Annotated in this window: 14 protein-coding genes; 10 read left to right on the top strand and 4 right to left on the bottom strand. The window is 45.6% G+C overall.

Features of this window, described 5'->3' with window-relative positions; translation table 11 throughout:
- The first annotated feature begins 9 nt into the window (after nucleotides 1–9).
- The 8 genes from FD967_RS06010 to xth all read left to right on the top strand — a co-directional run bounded on the left by FD967_RS06010 (nucleotide 10) and on the right by xth (nucleotide 8,574).
- On the top strand, nucleotides 10–774 hold the full coding sequence (locus FD967_RS06010; protein WP_371819280.1) for a polysaccharide deacetylase family protein: 765 nt from the start codon (nucleotides 10–12) through the stop codon (nucleotides 772–774).
- Between the two features lie 15 nt (nucleotides 775–789).
- On the top strand, nucleotides 790–1,767 hold the full coding sequence (locus FD967_RS06005; protein WP_215325054.1) for a sterol desaturase family protein: 978 nt from the start codon (nucleotides 790–792) through the stop codon (nucleotides 1,765–1,767).
- Between the two features lie 43 nt (nucleotides 1,768–1,810).
- Nucleotides 1,811–2,671: an EI24 domain-containing protein gene (locus tag FD967_RS06000; protein WP_251368985.1), complete on the top strand. Its 861-nt coding sequence runs from the start codon at nucleotides 1,811–1,813 to the stop codon at nucleotides 2,669–2,671.
- The gene (locus FD967_RS05995) at nucleotides 2,664–3,527 is read left to right on the top strand and encodes a molybdopterin-binding protein (RefSeq protein WP_215325052.1); all 864 of its coding nucleotides are present in this window, start codon (nucleotides 2,664–2,666) and stop codon (nucleotides 3,525–3,527) included. Before FD967_RS06000 ends, FD967_RS05995 begins: the two co-directional genes overlap by 8 nt.
- Nucleotides 3,528–3,724: 197 nt before the next feature.
- Nucleotides 3,725–5,140, top strand: coding sequence for a type I glutamate--ammonia ligase (glnA, locus tag FD967_RS05990; protein ID WP_215325051.1), 1,416 nt, complete (start codon nucleotides 3,725–3,727; stop codon nucleotides 5,138–5,140).
- A gap of 11 nt (nucleotides 5,141–5,151) precedes the next feature.
- Nucleotides 5,152–6,288 (top strand): nitrogen regulation protein NR(II), encoded by a 1,137-nt coding sequence (gene glnL / locus FD967_RS05985; RefSeq protein WP_215325050.1) that lies wholly within the window; start codon nucleotides 5,152–5,154, stop codon nucleotides 6,286–6,288.
- Nucleotides 6,285–7,736 carry a nitrogen regulation protein NR(I) gene (ntrC, locus tag FD967_RS05980; RefSeq protein ID WP_215325049.1) on the top strand — a complete coding sequence of 484 codons (1,452 nt, stop codon included), beginning with the start codon at nucleotides 6,285–6,287 and terminating at the stop codon, nucleotides 7,734–7,736. The genes glnL and ntrC overlap by 4 nt, the downstream gene beginning before the upstream one ends.
- Nucleotides 7,729–8,574 (top strand): exodeoxyribonuclease III, encoded by an 846-nt coding sequence (xth, locus tag FD967_RS05975; RefSeq protein WP_215325048.1) that lies wholly within the window; start codon nucleotides 7,729–7,731, stop codon nucleotides 8,572–8,574. The genes ntrC and xth overlap by 8 nt, the downstream gene beginning before the upstream one ends.
- Nucleotides 8,575–8,584: 10 nt before the next feature.
- Here xth and FD967_RS05970 read toward each other — a convergent pair whose 3' ends face one another.
- From FD967_RS05970 to FD967_RS05955, 4 genes are all read right to left on the bottom strand, one after another.
- A complete protein-coding gene (locus FD967_RS05970; RefSeq protein WP_215325047.1) occupies nucleotides 8,585–10,717 on the bottom strand; it encodes a M3 family metallopeptidase in 2,133 nt (710 codons plus the stop codon).
- Nucleotides 10,718–10,788: 71 nt separating this feature from the next.
- A complete protein-coding gene (gene folD, locus FD967_RS05965; protein WP_215325046.1) occupies nucleotides 10,789–11,646 on the bottom strand; it encodes a bifunctional methylenetetrahydrofolate dehydrogenase/methenyltetrahydrofolate cyclohydrolase FolD in 858 nt (285 codons plus the stop codon).
- 5 nt (nucleotides 11,647–11,651) lie between these two features.
- The gene (locus tag FD967_RS05960; RefSeq protein WP_215325045.1) at nucleotides 11,652–12,299 is read right to left on the bottom strand and encodes a response regulator transcription factor; all 648 of its coding nucleotides are present in this window, start codon (nucleotides 12,297–12,299) and stop codon (nucleotides 11,652–11,654) included.
- 37 nt (nucleotides 12,300–12,336) lie between these two features.
- Nucleotides 12,337–14,871 (bottom strand): PAS domain S-box protein, encoded by a 2,535-nt coding sequence (locus FD967_RS05955; RefSeq protein ID WP_215325044.1) that lies wholly within the window; start codon nucleotides 14,869–14,871, stop codon nucleotides 12,337–12,339.
- 202 nt (nucleotides 14,872–15,073) lie between these two features.
- Between FD967_RS05955 and aceE the strand changes: the two genes are divergently transcribed.
- Nucleotides 15,074–17,770 (top strand): pyruvate dehydrogenase (acetyl-transferring), homodimeric type, encoded by a 2,697-nt coding sequence (gene aceE, locus FD967_RS05950; RefSeq protein ID WP_215325043.1) that lies wholly within the window; start codon nucleotides 15,074–15,076, stop codon nucleotides 17,768–17,770.
- Between the two features lie 15 nt (nucleotides 17,771–17,785).
- Nucleotides 17,786–19,099: a dihydrolipoyllysine-residue acetyltransferase gene (aceF, locus tag FD967_RS05945; RefSeq protein WP_215325042.1), complete on the top strand. Its 1,314-nt coding sequence runs from the start codon at nucleotides 17,786–17,788 to the stop codon at nucleotides 19,097–19,099.
- Nucleotides 19,100–19,105 lie beyond the last annotated feature (6 nt).

Raw genomic sequence — 19,105 nt, 5'->3', positions numbered from 1 at the left:
TAGATGTATTTGAATGCGACTCTCGCTCGACTGACGGCATTCATTGTTTTGGCGGCCTGCTCTTCGCTGGGCTTTGCACAAGAGGCGAATTGTAAAAAAACGGTTTACCTAACATTTGACACTGGCAATATGTCCGTAGCGCAAACCATTGCCGATATTTTGAATCGCCAAAATATCAAAGCTACCTTTTTTCTAGCGAATGAAAAAACTAGCCGTGGTGATTTTTCTTTAGATGACTCTTGGAAATCCTTCTGGCAAGATCGCGTTCGCGAAGGTCATCATTTTGGTAGTCATACCTATGACCATTTGTACTTTGTGAAGGATGGCCCAAGTGGAGAGATCTATGCAAAGCCACAATTTGGACCAAAGGCTGGAGTGGCAAATCTATACAACGAAGCAGCTTATTGCCGAGAAATCCGACGAGTTGAGCAGCGCTTTCAAGAGTTAACGGGCGCCAGTATTCAAAAAATCTGGCGTGCCCCTGGCGGAAAAACATCACCACGTTCGATTAGGATGGGTGAGCAATGTGGTTATCAGCATGTTGGCTGGAACCCAGCGGGATTTTTGGGTGATGAGTTGAATTCTCAGACGCATCCCAACCAAATGCTTTTGGATAAGGCTAGTAGCCAACTTCAGGATGGCGATATCACTATGGCTCATTTGGGTATTTGGTCGCGTAAGGATCCTTGGGCTCCAGCAGTTTTAGAGCAGCTGATATTGAACTTAAAGGCTCGGGGGTTTTGTTTTGCAACCCTGCCAAAACGGGATAAATAAGACACAATTGAGTATATGGACTCAAACCCTCTGATAGCCGCCATCGCTTCAGCCTACGCTAGCGTTCAAGAATTCTTGTTTGCCTATATGGTTGGGCCAATTTTGTATCAATTCGATCTGATGTCGATGGCCGAGGATGTGTTTGATGGCATTGACTGGTTTTTATTCGGATGTATTCAGATTTTCCTGATTGCTGTAATTCTTAGAGCATGGGAGAGACTTTCCCCTGCAGAGATACAAGAGCGGTTTGCAAAGAGCTCCAAGGCAGATATTTTTTACACCCTGTTTCATCGTCTAGGTATTTTTCATGGTCTGATTTTTATCGCCTTATCAGGATTTTTCTTTCAAATTGATTCTGTCCTGCATGATTTTCGTTTTGGTAGGTTAAATGTGGAGTCTTGGTGGCCTTCAGTGACATCGATACCCTTGGTGAGTTTTTGTATTTATTTTGTATTGCTTGATTTTGTAGAGTACCTATATCACCGCGCTTCCCATGCTTTCAATTGGTGGTGGCAACTACATGCCTTACATCACAGTCAAATGGTCATGACTGCTTGGTCTGATGATCGCAATCACATTGTCGATGACATCATGCATGCGTTTGTGTTTTCCTTCTTTGCCCTACTATTCGGTGTTTCACCTGCGCAATTTATCGTATTGGTGGTATTGAGTCAATTAATTCAAAGCTGGCAACATGCTAATTTGAAGATTGATCTTGGACCTTTTAAGTATTTTTTGATTTCTCCGATGTATCACCGGATGCATCACGCGGTAGGGTTTGGTCACGAGGCCAAAGGTAAGCCAGGTGTTCTAGGTGGCTGTAACTTTGGTGTCTTGTTTCCTTGGTGGGACATGATGCTCAATACTGCAATCTTTTCAAAAGAGGTTCATCCCACTGGAGTCAGAGACTTAGTTTTGTCACCCAATATATTGCAACATCAGTGGCAGGGTCTCATGCACTCGATTCGAGAAATCTTTCCCAAAGCAAAATAGAAGCGAGTAGCTCTCACAGTGGCAATGGAAATCTATGGATAGCATGCAGCAAGTTTTTAAGTCTTTTGGCTTAGCTTTGGTTGGCTCAATGCATCCCAAAATGCTATGGCTGAGTCTAAGGCCATTTATGATCGTCTCGGTCTTTTGGGGTGCCTTAATTTGGCTAACTTGGACGCCAGCATTGGAGTTACTGAGTACTTTTCTGACAGCATCCATATTTACTGGCTGGATTGCGGATGGTTTGATTTGGGCAGGCTTTGAGAGTGCTCGTGCATGGATCGCGCCACTCTTCTTTGTAATGTTGCTGATTCCTCTAATCTCAATTAGTTTATTAGTATTCATCGCTTTGACAACCGTACCAACTATCGTCAAGGTGGTTACGCGGCAATATGCCTATAAAGACATTGCGAAGAAAAAGGGCGGCAGTTTATTTGGCAGCTTTGTCTATACCCTCTGGTCTGCATTGATCTGCTTAGCCCTAGTGATTCTTACTTTACCAGTGTGGTGGATACCGCCATTGGTTGCTGTTTTGCCTCCATTACTTTGGGGCTGGTTGACCATGCGCTTGATGTCTTATGATGTGTTGGCTTTGCATGCTACTGCAGAGGAGCGCGATACACTTTTGCATCAACACCGCTGGCCATTAGTGGCTATGGGAATCATTTCTGGGGTGTTGGGAGCGGTACCCACCTTTTTCTGGGCAACTTCTGTTTTAGCTCTTGTCTTGTTTCCTATTGTTAGTTTTGTTGCGCTCTGGATCTATTCTTTAATCTTTGTCTTTGCTGCGCTTTGGTTTACACATTATCTGCTTGAGGCTTTAAAAGAATTGCGCAGTAATGAGTTGAATCAATCCTTAAATATAGAAGCGCGTGTTATTGATACGGAGTTACCAAACCATGGTTGAGGTGTTAAAAAAGTCGAGTCTCGATGATTCTGAAGTGAATACTCGTCGTTTCGGTTTAATTGTGATTGGCGATGAAATTTTGTCAGGACGTCGTCAAGACAAGCATCTGGGTAAATTGATTGAGCTTTTAAATGAGCGCGGCCTCAGCTTATCTTGGGCTAAATATGTTGCAGATGATCCCGAACAAATTACTGCCACTCTGAAAGATAGCTTTGCTAGTGGTGACGTGGTTTTTAGTACTGGCGGCATCGGAGCCACGCCTGATGACCACACGAGACAATGCGCTGCTTTAGCTTTGGGTACTCAAACGCAACTGCACCCGACCGCACAAGACCTCATTACAGTTCGTATTCAGACCATGGCAGAGGGCGATCCCATGAAGGCAGATCTGAGTACTGCAGAAAATCAGCATCGCTTTAAGATGGGGGAGTTCCCAATTGGGAGCGACATCATCCCAAATCCCTATAACCAGATCCCTGGTTTTTCGATTAGTGAACACTATTTTGTTCCTGGCTTTCCCGTCATGGCTGCGCCCATGATGGCGTGGTGTTTGGATACCTATTATCAGAATTTGTTTCATCGCGAGAACTGGGCAGAACAAAGTTTCATCGTTCCAAAAGGCATAGAGTCCGTCTTAACGCCCTTAATGGAGCGTATTGAGGCTTCATTTCCGGGTGTAAAGGTATTTAGTCTCCCATCAGTTGGAGACTCCTCTAGAGGTGGTGTTTACGCTGAGCGGCATATTGAGTTAGGTATTAAGGGTAATGCCAACCTCCTAGATAGCGCCTGGATTGCTTTGCGCGCAGGCACTGAGGCTTTGGGTTATGTGATTCATGATATTTCAAAATCTGAGTGAGCACTAATTTGGTGCAAATATCGTATTTTTTAGGGTTTTAAGGGGTATTTCAGCACTTAATTAGTGCAATAATGATAATTCCCGTTTGTTTGCTTCAGTAAATTAGATACATCCCAAGGGCATGTTTGATGCCTGGAATAAACAAGGGTGTACACCTTAGGTTTGTATTCCGAATTCAGTTAATAGAGGAGATTTGCATGACGAAGACCGTCGCTGATGTGATGAAGTTGGTTAAAGAGAAGGAATGTACTTTCGTTGATTTCCGCTTTGTAGATACAAAGGGTAAAGAGCAGCACACAACAGTACCCATTTCCCATTTTGACGAAGACAAGTTTGAGAGCGGTCACGCGTTTGACGGTTCATCTATTGCTGGTTGGAAAGGCATTGAAGCTTCTGATATGTTGTTGATGCCAGATCCAACAGCTTGCTACATCGACCCATTCTATGAAGAGCCAACATTGGTGATTACATGTGATGTGATCGAGCCTTCAGATGGTAAAGGTTACGACCGTGACCCACGTTCAATTGCTAAACGTGCTGAGTCCTATTTGAAGAGCACTGGTTTGGGAGATACAGCGTACTTTGGTCCAGAGCCAGAATTCTTTATTTTTGATGGCGTCCGTTGGGGTGCTGACATGCAGGGTTGCTTCGTTAAGGTAGATTCTGAAGAGGCCCCATGGTCTTCAGCTGCTGAAATCGAAGGTGGCAACACTGGACATCGTCCAGGTAAAAAGGGCGGTTACTTTCCAGTTGCTCCGGTAGATACATTCCATGACATGCGTTCTGAAATGTGTTTAATCCTCGAATCTTTGGGTATTCCTGTTGAAGTGCATCACCATGAAGTTGCTGGTCAAGGTCAAAATGAATTAGGCACCAAGTTCAGCACATTGGTTCAACGTGCTGACTGGACAATCTGGCAGAAATACGTTGTTCAAAACGTTGCTCACGCATACGGTAAGACAGCCACATTTATGCCTAAGCCTGTTGTTGGCGACAACGGTTCTGGTATGCACGTTCACCAATCTATTTGGAAGAACGGCGAGAACTTATTTGCTGGTAATGGCTACGCAGGTTTGTCAGAGTTCGCATTGTTCTACATCGGCGGCATTATTAAGCATGCTAAGGCATTGAATGCGATTACCAATCCAGGTACAAACTCTTACAAGCGTTTAGTTCCAGGCTTTGAGGCACCAGTGAAGTTGGCTTACTCTGCGCGTAACCGCTCAGCTTCGATTCGTATTCCACACGTTTCAAGCCCTAAGGGTCGTCGTATCGAAACTCGCTTCCCTGATCCGTTGGCCAACCCATACCTCTGCTTCTCAGCATTGATGATGGCAGGTTTAGATGGTATTCAGAATAAGATTCATCCAGGTGAAGCTGCTGACAAGAACTTGTATGACTTGCCGCCAGAAGAAGATGCAAAGATCCCAACCGTTTGTGCAAGCTTGGAAGAGGCATTAGAAGCCTTGAACAAAGACCGTGAGTTCTTGACTCGTGGTGGTGTCTTTACAGACTCTATGATCGACGCATATATCGCTTTGAAGATGGAAGATGTCACACGTTTCCGTATGACTACCCATCCAATCGAATTCGATATGTACTACTCCCTGTAAGCGAAGGAGAAATGTTGAGCGCAGGTCTGTTGCGCAATTCGTTCAAAGGGGCAGCTTCGGCTGCTCCTTTTTTTCCGACATTGCTTGATCAGATGCCCAATGCCATCGTGGTATTTGAGGCGGACAACCAACAATTGGTTTATGTGAATCCTGCAGCAGAGTCTGCGCTGGATCTTTCTCGTAAATCACTTGAGGGTCAGTCTGTGCACGACTTATTTGGATCCAATGAATCCCTTAGTCACATGATTGAAGAAGTTAAGGCTGGACACTTTTCTGCGAAACGACAGGAAATGATGCTGCATTCATTACCCGGTAGCATTCATCAAGAATCTATTCCTGCGCATGTGGTGGTAGCTAGTCTTGAAGATCCAAGCCTCATTATGATGGAGTGGTTTCCAATAGATCAGCAGTTACGTAGTGAGCGTGATGAGCGCGTAACACAGCAAGTTGAGGCAAATAAACAGCTAATGCGTAACTTGGCGCATGAAATTAAAAATCCTTTGGGTGGCATTCGTGGCGCTGCTCAACTGCTCGAGTTCGAGCTTCCAGAAAAGGGTTTGCGTGAATATACCCAAGTCATCATTAAAGAATCTGATCGTCTGCAGAACTTGGTTGACCGACTGCTCGCGCCGCATCGCAAGGCTCATGCTATGGAGTCATTTAATGTTCACGAGGCCCTAGAGCGAGTTCGTAGTCTCGTATTGGCTGAGTTTCCAAAGGGACTCAGAATCATTCGCAACTATGACACCAGTCTTCCTGAGGTTTTGGGTGATCGTGAGCAATTGATTCAGGCAGTCTTAAATATTGCTCATAATGCAGCCCAAGCGCTTACTGAAGAAATTACTCAAGGTACAGCTCAAATTGAATTGAAGACCAGAGTCGCTCGCTCGGTGACTATTTCTAAGCAACGCTACAAGATGGCGATGGATTTACATGTGATTGATAACGGACCTGGTATTCCAGAAGAAATTCGTGAGCGCATTTTCTTTCCATTGGTATCCGGTAGGGATGGAGGTAGTGGTCTTGGCCTCACCTTGGCTCAAACTTTTGTGCAGCAGCATCAAGGATTTATCGCTTGTAACAGCCGTCCTGGACGGACTGATTTCCAAATTCAAATTCCTTACCGTAGGCAGGAGAAAGTAATATGAAACCCGTTTGGATCGTGGATGATGATCAATCTATTCGTTGGGTCTTGGAAAAGGCGCTTACTCGCGAGAATATTCCTCATAAGAGTTTTTCTAACCCCAATGATGTACTTGATGCATTGGAAAAAGATGCGCCACAGGTATTGATTTCAGATATTCGTATGCCACGTGGCAATGGTTTAGATCTTTTGCAGAACGTAAAAGAAACTCATCCACTACTTCCGGTCATTATCATGACTGCATATTCTGATTTAGACTCTGCGGTCTCGTCTTTTCAAGGTGGCGCATTTGAATACCTTACTAAGCCATTTGATATTGATAAAGCGGTTGAGTTGATTCGTCGTGCCATGGAGCAGAGTGAGCGCAACCAATCTGGCAACAAAGAGATGAATGGTTGGAGACAAGACTCCACTGAAATTATTGGCCAAGCTCCGGCAGTGCAGGAGGTCTTTAGAGCAATTGGACGTTTAGCTCAGTCACATTCAACAGTATTAATTACAGGCGAGTCTGGAACTGGTAAAGAGTTGGTAGCGCAAGCATTGCACAAGCATAGTCCGCGTGCGAAAGGTCCATTTGTTGCCTTTAGTACGGCAGCAGTCCCCAAAGACTTATTGGAGTCAGAATTGTTTGGCCACGAGCGTGGCGCTTTCCCTGGAGCTTTGAATTTACGTCGGGGCCGTTTTGAGCAGGCTGATGGCGGCACCTTATTCTTGGATGAGATTGGTGACATTCCATTCGATTTACAAACGCGTCTATTGCGCGCTCTAACTGACGGCCATTTTTATCGTGTTGGTGGTCAAGATCCGATTAAAGCAAATGTACGCATCATTGCATCGACTCACCAAAACTTAGAAGCTCGAGTGGCTGCAGGCGCTTTCCGGGAAGATTTATTGCACCGCTTAAATGTCATTCGCTTGCGCATGCCAGCATTGCGTGAGCGTGCAGAGGATATCCCCGTTTTGGCACGGCATTTTATGTTGTCCTGCGCAAAGTCCTTGGGTGTTGAAGCTAAAAATCTTTCGGATGACGTTTTAAGAGAAATGAGTTCTATGCCATTTCCTGGCAATGTGCGTCAATTAGAAAATCTCTGTCACTGGTTGACAGTAATGACGCCGTCTAATGTCATTGGGGTAAGTGATTTGCCTGCTGATATTTTGGCAGAAGCCGGTGAGCAACCGGTTCTGTTACAGGGTGAGTCTAGCTCTAACGTGCAGCTTGCTGTTAAGACTGGCTCTGTCGATTGGGAGGGTGGTTTGGGTCGTCTTGCGGTCAAAATGTTGCAGGATGGAGATTCAAAGGTGTATGACGTACTGTGCTCTAAATTTGAAAAGGCAGTACTACAAGCTGCGCTAGAAGTTACCCGCGGCAGACGTGTAGAGGCAGCCCAAAGACTGGGTATCGGTCGCAATACGATTACTCGGAAGTTGCAGGAGTTGGGAATCAATGACTGATTTAATCAGAATAGCTGCCTGGAATGTGAATTCTCTGAAGGTGCGCTTGCCCCAAGTACTCAAGTGGTTGCAAGATCATGAGCGTGCAAAAACACCTATTGATGCGCTCTGTCTTCAGGAGCTCAAGCTGACTGATGATAAGTACCCGCATCAAGAGCTTGAAGAGGCGGGATATCTCAGTATTGCTGCTGGGCAAAAAACCTATAACGGTGTAGCTATTATTGTTCGAAAAGCAGCGTTAGCGCCTATTGCTACGGATCATGACACTACTTTTCTAAAGCCAGTGAGAAATATTCCGGCTAATACAGATGAGCAACAACGCATCTTAGCGGCCACAGTCTGTTTTAAGGGAATGCAGCCTATTCGCCTAGTATCAGCATACTTCCCTAATGGACAATCGCCCGATAGTGATAAGTTTGTTTACAAACTAGGCTGGCTTAAAGCGCTGGAAAATTGGCTAAGAGAAGAATTAACTCAGAATAGCCGCTTAGCCCTTCTGGGTGACTTCAATATCGCACCAAGTGATGTCGACGTTCATGATCCCTCAAAATGGATTGGGCAAAACCTAGTTTCTCCAGAGGAACGTAAGGCCTTCCAGCAGCTAGTGGAATTAGGCTTGACAGACTCTTTCCGAATGTTTGAGCAAGCACCCAAGTCGTTTAGCTGGTGGGATTACCGCATGATGGGTTTCAGAAGAAACGCCGGTATGCGAATTGACCACATTCTCCTGAGCGATGCCTTAAAAGAAAAGTGCAACTCAAGCATCATCGATAAAGAGCCGCGCACTTGGGAGCAGCCTTCGGATCATGCCCCAGTCATTGCAGAAATAAAAGCTTAGATCCTTACCTTTACTGAGTCACTAAGCCGCCGTGACGAAGCAGGGCATCGATGCTGGGCTCGCGACCTCTAAATGCCTTAAATGATTCAGCAGCGGGGCGGCTACCACCTACCTCCAGAATCTCTTGGCGATAGCGTATACCCGTTTTTTCATCAAGGACGCTACCAGTCAGTTTTGCCGCTTCTTCAAAAGCAGAGTAGACATCGGCAGAAAGTACTTCTGCCCATTTATAGCTATAGTAACCAGCAGCATAGCCACCAGCAAAAATATGGCTAAATGCATTTATCCAGCGAGAGATAGATGCCTGCGGTATGACATTAAATTGATCTGCAATGTTTCTGGACAGATCGAGCGCAGATTGACCTTGGAAGTTTTTTGGATCAAAGCTAGCATGCAGACGCCAATCAGTTAGAGACATTACAACCTGTCGCAAAGTCATATAGCCATTTTGAAAATTCTTGGCAGCAAGTATTTTTTCAAATAATTCACGAGGCAGTGATTTTCCAGTTTCAGCATGCGCTGTCATTTTTTCTAAAACCTCCCATTCCCAGCAGAAGTTTTCCATGAACTGGCTTGGTAGCTCTACGGCATCCCACTCAACACCATTGATACCGGATACGCCTAATGCACTAACTTGCGTTAATAGATGATGTAGGCCATGACCACTCTCATGAAAGAGTGTGATTACATCATCATGAGTAATTGTTGGTTGGCGCAACACACCATTTACTTTTACAGGAGGTGCAAAGTTGCAGACTAGATACGCTACTGGTATCTGGATTTCTCCATTAGGTAATTCACGACGACCGCGCGCATCGTCCATCCAGGCTCCACCACGTTTGCCTGACCTCGCGTAGGGATCCAGATAAAAATAGGCCACTGTGTTGTCAGCAGCATTTTTGACTGAGAAGGACTGTACATCAGCATGCCAAGTTGGCAGATCAGCCTTTTCAATCTTCACGCCAAATAAGGTTTGAATAACGCCAAACAAGCCCTCTAAGACTTTAGGTAAGGGGAAGTACTGTTTCAGCTCATTTTCAGAGAAGGAATAGCGCTCTTGCTTCAATCTCTCGGAAGCATAGGCAATATCCCATGGCTCTAATCCATCAACAATAGACAGTTCAGTCTTGGCGAATAACAAAAGTTCCTGCCAATCCTTTTGTGCAAAAGGTTTTGCCTTTTGAGCAAAATTCGTTAAGAAGGTATCGACTTCTTTAACACTGCTTGCCATTTTTGGAGCCAAGCTCAGGGCGGCATAGTTTTTGAAACCCAGCATACGTGCTTCTTCATCGCGCAGCTTTAACTGCTCAAGTATGTTTTGTGTATTATCCCATTCGAGTTTGCCTTGAGAGTATTGAGGTCCTAGCTCAGAAGCTCGAGTGACATAGGCCTCATACATTTGGCGACGGAGTGACTGGTTCTCGGAGTACTGCATTACTGGGTAATAGGAAGGGAAGTGCAGTGAAAATGCCCAGCCTTGAATATTCTTCTGTTGGGCAAGATCGGCTGCAGCGGCAATGGCATCCTCAGGCAATCCAGCCAACTCAGCATGATCGGTAATGAGATGAATAAATTCATCAGTGGCATCTAAAACATGGTCGGAGAAAGCTTTCCCTAACATTGCTTGTTCATCTTGAATCTCTGCGAAGCGCGGCTTATCAGCATCACTCAGCTCTGCGCCACCAAGACGAAAGTCTCTTAATGAGTTTTCAATCACTTTTTTCTGGGCGAAATTGAGTTTTGTAAAGTCGCTACCTTGACTTAGAGCTTTAAACTTTTCATACAGTGCGAGATTTTGTCCCAAGCTTGAAAAGAAGGCAGTGACTTTAGGCATCATCTCGCCATAAACTGCTCTGAGCTCAGGATTATCTGCAACGCTGTTGAGATGAGAAATCACTCCCCAAGATCTACTTAAAGATTCAGTTGCATCCTCTAGGGGTTCTACCAAATCATTCCAGTTTGCAGGGGTGACCGGGTCTACTGCATGATCCACTGCAGATTGCGCCTCCTGCAGAAGGAAGTCGATTGCTGGCGCAATATCAGATGGCTTTACCTCGGAGTAGGCACAAATACCTCTACCGAATGCAATGAGTGGATTTTTCTGGAGTTCGGGAGAAGGCTTTGATGTGATTGATCTAGTCATCCCTATAGCTTAATGGACGACAGAAACTTTTGCTAATCAGGCCCTAAAACAACCTCAAGTGAAGACGTCTATTAAGTCAGTTTTGCTGCTTTTTCTGCTGCCTCTAGGGTGTTCATCAGAAGCATGGTGATGGTCATGGGGCCTACGCCACCTGGCACTGGAGTGATCCAACCGGCAACATATTGAACGGCATCAAAATCAACGTCGCCACAGAGTTTCCCATCAGGCATACGATTAATGCCCACGTCAATGACTACGGCACCATTTTTGACCATGTCGCCGGTAATCATTTTCGGCTTGCCAGTGGCAACCACCAAAATATCGGCATCCTTAGTATGATGCGCCAAGTCACGAGTCTTGCTATTACAAATAGTAACTGTCGCACCTGCCTGTAACAAGAGCATCGCCATCGGTTTGCCAACAATATTAGAGGCTCCCACGATCACAGCACGAGCACCACGAATCGGATATTCAATACTCTCTAGAATCTTCATGCATCCATAAGGAGTACATGGCTTAAATTCTGGTTGACCCACCATTAAGGCGCCGGCATTGGCTACGTGAAACCCATCCACATCTTTTGCGGGTGCAATTGCTTCAAGTACACGCTCGGCAGCAATGTGCTCAGGAAGCGGTAGTTGAACTAAGATTCCGTGGATAGCCGGATCAGCATTGAGAGTGGCAATGCGAGCTAGTAATTCTTCTTCGCCTAACTCGACGGAATAGCGCTCAAGCACAGAGTGGAAACCAACATCTTCACAAGCTTTCACTTTGTTTCTGACATAAACCTGGCTAGCAGGATTTTCGCCAACAACGATCACTGCCAAACCTGGTCTAACACCTTTGGCGGTAACGATTGCTCCACGAGCAGCAATTTCAGTTCGTATTTTTTTGGATAGGGCGACGCCATCGAGTAGCTGTGCAGGCATAAAAATTAATTGGGTTGTGGATCAGAAAGGGCAAGACGGAGAAGATCTGCAACGGTATTGACGTTGAGCTTTTCCATAATATTGGCGCGATGCGCCTCTACAGTTTTGATGGAGATGCTCAGGTCATCTGCGATTTGTTTATTTAAACGACCTGCTACGATTCGCTCGAGCACTTGGCGCTCACGCCCAGTGAGTTTACTTAAAAGGCTCTGGGTTACTTTGCGCTGACTTGCTTGGGAGTAATCAATCCGCGCTTTTCCAAGCATTCGATCTACTAAGCCGCAGAGATCATTTTCTTTAAATGGTTTTTCGATAAAGTCCACCGCACCACGCTTCATAGTAGAAACTGCCATCGACACATCGCCGTGACCAGTAATGAAAGCAACTGGCATGGGTAGGTTTTCACTAATCAGGCGCTCTTGTAATTCAAGGCCTGACATGCCGGACATACGCACATCCAGGATTGCGCAAGAGATGGTTGACTTATCGGTGCTTTGTAGTGATTGCAAGAAACGCTCAGCACTTGCATGACAGCGAACAACATAACCATTACTTTCGAGTAGCCAAGTGAGGGAGTCGCGAACTGCCTCATCGTCATCTACAACATAAACTACTTCCGCTTGATTGGATTTGGTAGCAGCACTGATATTCATATTAGCTCTCGCAGATAAACCTAAAAAAATACATCAATTAAATAGTGTCCTGAGAGCCCGGAGACTCTAAAGGTAATAATATTGTAAAGGTGCAGCCTGACAGCTTAGTATGTTCAGCATCCATCAGATTTGTTGCCCAAAGACGGCCCTGATGGGACTCAATGACAGATCTGCAAATGTTCAGACCCATGCCCATGCCGTCACTTTTGGTGCTGAAAAAGGGCTCAAACATGCGTTCAATCACTGATTTTTCGATTCCGCCACCCGCGTCCCTCACCTGAATGCGCAACATGGCGGGGAAGGTGCTGGTGTCTAAATCCGCTGAAATCCTTACAGGTGGAGCCGACCAGCGCGAGGAAAGGGGATAAAACTCCCTTAGACTATCCAGAGAGTTTTTCAGGAGATTGACCAAGACCTGCAGAATTAAAACTGGATCTAAGTCGACCGCAGGGAGATTTTCAGCAATTTCAGTGCTAATACTCAAGCGATGGCGATGGGCATCAATTTCCACCAATCCAACGGCATCATGAATAATTCCAGTAATGTCGCAAGACTTTCTTTGGGGTTCACTACGTTTTACAAAGCCTTTAATACGCTGAATGATCGTGCCAGCGCGATGAGCCTGATCAGATGCCTTTTCTAGTGCCGGAATAATATCTTTTTGTAAGGCAGGGTCAAGATGACCCTGTAAGCGCTTCGCTACACCCATGCAATAGTTCGAAATTGCAGCAAGCGGTTGATTTAATTCATGGGCTAAGGAAGAGGCCATTTCGCCCATGGTTGTTAAACGGCTAGTAAATTGCATCCGCTCTTCTTGTTGTCGTGCTAAGTCGTCAGCTTCAACGCGAAGCGTGATATCCGTGGCAATTAATAATTGTGCCAAGTGACCATCTACCCATGGGACATTACGTCTGCGAACTTCATACCATTTTGAGATTTCCGACGCCTTATCTAGCAATTGAATTTCTTTTGATTCAGTTTCTTGGAACAGTGGTGGGGGTGAAATAGTTTCGGCTTTCTTATCACCGGAGTCTTCAGACAGACTTTGCATTATGTTGTCGTTGATATCGCTACCAGCTAATTCAAAGTGACCCTTGGCAGTATTACCAAAGCGTTCACGATAGAAGCGATTTGTAAATAATAGCTCACCATTCTCATTTGACACTACCGAAACTGCTGCATCAAGCCCCTCCAATACGGCAACAAATCGCTCTTGTGAAGCTGCTAATTCTTCTCGAATTTTCTTAGGTTCTGAGATATCAATTAATGAAGTTACCCAGCCAGTTTGCTGACCCTTTTCATTTACGAGGGGTGCGATAAATGTCCGTGTCTGCATGACTGATCCATCCCTGTGAAGAATTGAGCCTTCAATTCCAATTTTCCTTTCTTCATTCAGTGTTATTTCGAGGGCCTTATTCATTTTGTCGGTCAGCTCATTTTTCTGACCTTCGGGCCAGAAAGCAAAAGGGGGGCTCAGTCCGATGAGCTCTTCCGCAGACCACCCTGTCATCTCACAAAATGCTGGATTCACATAAGTAATCACTCTATTCATGTCATGCGCACGGATTCCAACTGGAGTGGAATTTTCCATCGCACTACGGAAATTGGTTTCTGCTCGAAGATTTGCTTCAGCTTCTTGCCTAACCTGCATCTGTCTGAGAACGGACCATAAGCTCCAAATCACAAATGCACTCAAACCCAACACCACGCCTATTAACATTCTAAAAGTTAAATTCGTGGCTGGCGGGTAGGTGTCAATGCGCAGACTCAGGTTTGGACTGAGAACCCCAATATCCAAACTAGTTTGATTGCTAAATGCACGCTTTGGTGTATTTTTATCAGATGAGATTGCTAGTATCTTGTCGTCATCCGTAATTAAAGTAAATCGATATTGACCCTTGAGCTCGCCAGGGATCATTTCAAGTAGACCCTGTGTTGTATATAGCACAGCCACCATACCTTTAATTTCGCTACCAGACATCTGTGGAACAGCTTGCCAAAACACATTACGAATTTCTTTTGACACCACTTCGTCGCTTGGAACTTCAATGGTAATAAACTGACTGAAGGCGGGTCTATTTGTTGCAGTGCTGAGTTCCAGCGTTTTTTTCAGGGCTTGGTTTATTGGTACTGCATTATTTGCTTTATTAAACCAGTCCGTTTTTAAGTTGTCCGTAGGAATTTTCCATAGACTCTGATCCGTTTCATTAATCCAAGCAATTTGCGCTATTTCATGATTGCTTTGCAGAAGATTTTCTGCCTGAATAATCACGTTATCTTTTAACTTTGCGGAATCTCCAGCGCTGACATAATCCCTTCCAATGGATTGCAATACATCGGTATTGTTTGCAAAACGTAATTGGATGCGTTGCTTTGCAAAAGAGAGCTCTCTAAATAGTGCAGCTTCTTGCTGGCTCTTTTCTTGCAGTTGTAGGGTGCCCATAATGACCCCCATAACAACAGTAAACAGCACAATGGCTATTAATGGCGTGTAGACAAGCTTAAATCCCCGTATTCGACGGAACCATTTCACAGGTTTTAGTTGCCAGATTGAAAACGCTATTTTTTTCATGTAATTGGCTTATTTTGCCCTATAGATAGGCATTCTCAGCACATCTAACTTTTTAGTGCATTTGAGTGCGATGCAACAAAATACCACATAGTAAGAAATATTATCATTATGTGGAAAATTGCTTGTTTACACCCATAGACCTTCCTAGAATATTGGCTATAGAGTGAATCAATAAAAACGATGTGACAAATGGAGGCAGTTTATGGCAGCGGTTCCAGAACAAATTTTGGGTAGCGCAGGACAACAGGACGCGGATCCAGGCGAAACCCAAGAGTGGTTGCAGGCCCTCGATGGTGTTATTCGGAATGAAGGCCCAGAGCGTGCTGCCTATCTGATTGATCAGCAAATTTCGCATGCTCGTGTGAATGGAGTTGATCAACCTTTTCATGCTGAAACTCCCTACATCAACACAATCCCTGTAGAGCAGCAAGCACGTCTACCAGGTGATCAAAATGTCGAGCACCGCATTCGTTCATATACACGCTGGAACGCGATGGCTATGGTGCTGCGCGCCAATAAAGATACCAACGTTGGCGGCCATATTTCTTCTTTCCAGTCGGCCGCAACTCTGTATGACGTCGGCTTTAACCATTTCTGGCATGCCCCTTCCCCAGAGCATGGCGGCGATCTGATATTTGTTCAAGGACATTCTGCCCCAGGCGTGTATGCCCGTGCCTACATGCTCGGTCGCTTGTCGGATGAGCAGCTGAATAATTTCCGTCAAGAAGTGGGCGGCAAAGGTATCTCTAGCTATCCACACCCTTGGTTGATGCCAGATTTCTGGCAGTTCCCAACGGTCTCGATGGGTCTTGGACCCATTATGGCTATTTATCAAGCACGCTTTATGCGCTACATGCAGGATCGTGGATTCATCAAGGCGGAAGGTAGAAAAGTTTGGGCCTTCCTCGGCGATGGTGAAACTGATGAACCAGAATCACTTGACGCTATTGGCATGGCTGGCCGTGAAAAATTAGACAACCTGATTTTCGTAGTGAACTGCAACTTACAACGCCTTGATGGACCCGTTCGTGGTAACGGCAAAATTATTCAAGAGCTCGAAGGTGAGTTCCGCGGCGCCGGTTGGAATGTAATCAAGGTAGTGTGGGGCGGTCATTGGGATGCTTTGTTCGCTCGCGATAAAAAGGGCATCTTGATGCAGCGACTTGGTCAGATCGTCGATGGTGAATACCAGACTATGAAAGCCAAGAGTGGTGCCTACGTACGCGAAATCGTCTTCAATACACCCGAGTTAAAGTCATTGGTCAGTGACTGGAGTGATGATGAGATTTGGCAGCTCAATCGTGGTGGTCATGATCCCCATAAAGTATTTGCCGCTTTTCATTCGGCTATAAATCACAAGGACCAGCCAACCGTTATCTTGGCTCATACTATTAAAGGTTATGGCATGGGGGGCTCGGGTGAGGCGATGAATATTGCCCACCAAGCGAAGAAGATGAACGCAGATGATGTTCGTCGTTTTCGCGATCGTTTTGAGATCCCTGTAAAAGATGAGCAGCTAGATGAAATGCCTTTAGTGAAATTTGCTGAAGGAAGTCCAGAGCTTGAGTACATGAAAGCTCGGCGTCAAGAGTTGGGTGGTTACTTGCCACAGCGTCGTATGAAGGCTGAGAGCTTGCCTGTTCCTGCACTTGAGGTATTTGCACCATTGCTAGAGGCAACTACCGATGGCCGTGAGATTTCCACAACGATGGCTTTTGTTCGCATTTTAAATACCATTGTGCGCGATAAGGTTTTGGGTAAGCGAGTTGTTCCGATTGTTCCAGATGAGTCACGCACCTTTGGTATGGAGGGCATGTTCCGTCAATTAGGCATTTGGAATCAGCTAGGCCAGCTTTACACCCCAGAAGATCATGATCAATTGATGTTCTATAAAGAGGATAAGACCGGTCAGATTTTGCAAGAAGGTATTAATGAAGCAGGCGGTATGTGCGACTGGATTGCTGCTGCCACTTCATACTCAACCCATGGCGTGCCGATGTTGCCTTTTTACATCTTCTATTCCATGTTCGGTTTCCAACGCATTGGCGACCTCTGTTGGGCAGCTGGTGATATGCGTAGTCGTGGATTCTTATTGGGCGGTACTGCCGGTAGAACTACTTTGAATGGTGAAGGTCTTCAGCACGAAGATGGTCATAGTCAAGTTTGGAGCGCCGCAATTCCAAACTGCATTAGCTACGACCCTTCATTCTCATTCGAGGTAGCTGTAGTAATTCAAGATGGTATGCGCCGCATGCTGGCTGAACAAGAAGATGTGTACTACTACATCACCCTGATGAATGAAAACTACGCTCATCCAGCCATGCCAAAAGGTGCAGAGCAAGACATTATTAAGGGTATGTACAAACTTAAGTCGGTTGGTAATGCCACTGCGAAATTGCGTGTACAACTTTTAGGTTCTGGAACCATCTTCCGTGAAGTCATTGAGGCCGCTGAAATCTTGCACAAAGATTGGGGTGTCGCTTCTGATTTATGGGGCTGCCCAAGCTTCACTGAGTTAGGCCGTGATTGGAATGCAGTCCACCGCAACAATCTGCTGAACCTAACTGCAGCGCCAGCCTTATCTCACGTTGAAAAATGTCTCAAAGATACTGCAGGCCCAATCATCGCTGCAACTGACTATGTCCGTTTATTTGCCGAGCAAATTCGTCCAGCTATCCAGCATATGGGTCGTCGCTTCGAGGTATTGGGCACGGATGGTTTTGGACGTTCCGATACTCGTGAAAAATTACGCGATTTCTTTGAAGTAGATCGTCGCTGGGTTGTGTTGACGGCTTTACGCTCTTTGGTAGATGCTAACCAGATTGATCGTCAAGTACTAGCCGAAGCGATTAAGAAGTACGGCATCGATACCACCAAGCCAAACCCAATGACGGTTTGATAAGAGACGGATACTATGAGCCAACTAATTGATATTAAAGTCCCAGATATTGGGGATTACAAAGATGTGCCTGTCATCGAGGTATTGGTAAAAGCCGGTGATCGTGTTGAGAAAGAACAGTCTATTGTTGTTCTGGAGTCAGACAAGGCGACCATGGACGTTCCCTCTTCACACTCCGGTCTTGTGAAAGAGGTTAAGGTTAAAGTGGGTGACTCTATTTCAGAGGGCGCTATCGTTCTGGTGCTTGAAGAGAGTGGTGCAGCCCCAGCCCCAGCTACTCCACAAGTTGCTGCCGCTGCAACGCCAGCAAAAGTTGAGCCTGCTACGGCACCAGCCCCAAAAGTAGAGCCACCAATTGTGCGTGCACCAGCACCACCTCCTGTTAGCAATGCCTCGGTTGAAGCGGATCCAACAGCTAGTCACGCAAGTCCTTCGGTCCGTAAATTTGCTCGTGAACTCGGCGTTATGGTCCATCAAGTTAAAGGTTCTGGTCCCAAAGGCAGAATTACCCAAGAAGACGTACAGGCTTTTGTTAAGGCTGCCATGAGTGGTGGCGCTGGCAGCGCATCGACTGCATCTGGCGGAAGCTTAGGCGGCCTAAATCTAATTCCTTGGCCAAAAGTTGATTTCTCTAAATTTGGTGAGACGGAGCGTCAGCCATTAAATCGTATTAAGAAGTTGACCGCTGCGAACCTTGGTCGTAACTGGGTCATGATTCCTGCTGTGACCTATCACGAAGATGCGGATATTACTGATCTCGAAGCATTTAGGGTGCTCACCAATAAAGAGAATGAAAAGCAGGGTCTCAAAATCACGATGCTGGCTTTCTTGATGAAGGCTGCTGTTGCTGCTCTCAAAAAGTATCCTGAGTTCAATAGCTCTATTGACGGCGATGACTTGGTACTGAAGAAGTATTTCAATATTGCCTTTGCTGCAGATACACCAAATGGCTTAGTGGTTCCAGTGATACGCGACGCAGATAAAAAAGGTATCTTTGAGCTTGCTCGTGAAACTTCAGAGTTAGCCGCGCTAGCGCGAGATGGAAAACTGAAACCCGAGCAAATGCAGGGTGCTAGTTTTACTATCTCTTCCTTAGGTGGCATTGGCGGTACTTATTTCTCACCAATCGTGAATGCGCCTGAGGTGGCAATCTTGGGTGTAAGTAAAGCTGCTATGAAGCCAGTTTGGGATGGTAAGCAATTTGTGCCACGCTTAATTTGTCCATTGTCATTAAGCGCCGATCATCGTGTGATTGATGGTGCTTTGGCTACACGTTTTAATGTCTATATCGCCCAGTTGATGTCTGACTTTCGTCGCGCAGCACTGTAAGGAGAA

The sequence above is a fragment of the Polynucleobacter sp. JS-Mosq-20-D10 genome (assembly GCF_018687755.1).
Taxonomy (GTDB): Bacteria; Pseudomonadota; Gammaproteobacteria; order Burkholderiales; family Burkholderiaceae; genus Polynucleobacter.
This window is presented reverse-complemented; position numbering and strand designations above follow the sequence as displayed.

What these genes read in the sequence shown, in the direction of transcription:
- ntrC (WP_215325049.1), top strand. Translation starts at nt 6,285, where the DNA reads ATGAAACCCGTTTGGATCGTGGATGATGATCAATCTATTCGTTGGGTC.
- FD967_RS06000 (WP_251368985.1), top strand. Translation starts at nt 1,811, where the DNA reads ATGCAGCAAGTTTTTAAGTCTTTTGGCTTAGCTTTGGTTGGCTCAATG.
- glnL (WP_215325050.1), top strand. Translation starts at nt 5,152, where the DNA reads ATGTTGAGCGCAGGTCTGTTGCGCAATTCGTTCAAAGGGGCAGCTTCG.
- folD (WP_215325046.1), bottom strand. Translation starts at nt 11,646, where the DNA reads ATGCCTGCACAGCTACTCGATGGCGTCGCCCTATCCAAAAAAATACGA.
- FD967_RS05970 (WP_215325047.1), bottom strand. Translation starts at nt 10,717, where the DNA reads ATGACTAGATCAATCACATCAAAGCCTTCTCCCGAACTCCAGAAAAAT.
- FD967_RS05955 (WP_215325044.1), bottom strand. Translation starts at nt 14,871, where the DNA reads ATGAAAAAAATAGCGTTTTCAATCTGGCAACTAAAACCTGTGAAATGG.
- FD967_RS06005 (WP_215325054.1), top strand. Translation starts at nt 790, where the DNA reads ATGGACTCAAACCCTCTGATAGCCGCCATCGCTTCAGCCTACGCTAGC.
- aceE (WP_215325043.1), top strand. Translation starts at nt 15,074, where the DNA reads ATGGCAGCGGTTCCAGAACAAATTTTGGGTAGCGCAGGACAACAGGAC.
- glnA (WP_215325051.1), top strand. Translation starts at nt 3,725, where the DNA reads ATGACGAAGACCGTCGCTGATGTGATGAAGTTGGTTAAAGAGAAGGAA.
- FD967_RS05995 (WP_215325052.1), top strand. Translation starts at nt 2,664, where the DNA reads ATGGTTGAGGTGTTAAAAAAGTCGAGTCTCGATGATTCTGAAGTGAAT.
- aceF (WP_215325042.1), top strand. Translation starts at nt 17,786, where the DNA reads ATGAGCCAACTAATTGATATTAAAGTCCCAGATATTGGGGATTACAAA.
- xth (WP_215325048.1), top strand. Translation starts at nt 7,729, where the DNA reads ATGACTGATTTAATCAGAATAGCTGCCTGGAATGTGAATTCTCTGAAG.
- FD967_RS05960 (WP_215325045.1), bottom strand. Translation starts at nt 12,299, where the DNA reads ATGAATATCAGTGCTGCTACCAAATCCAATCAAGCGGAAGTAGTTTAT.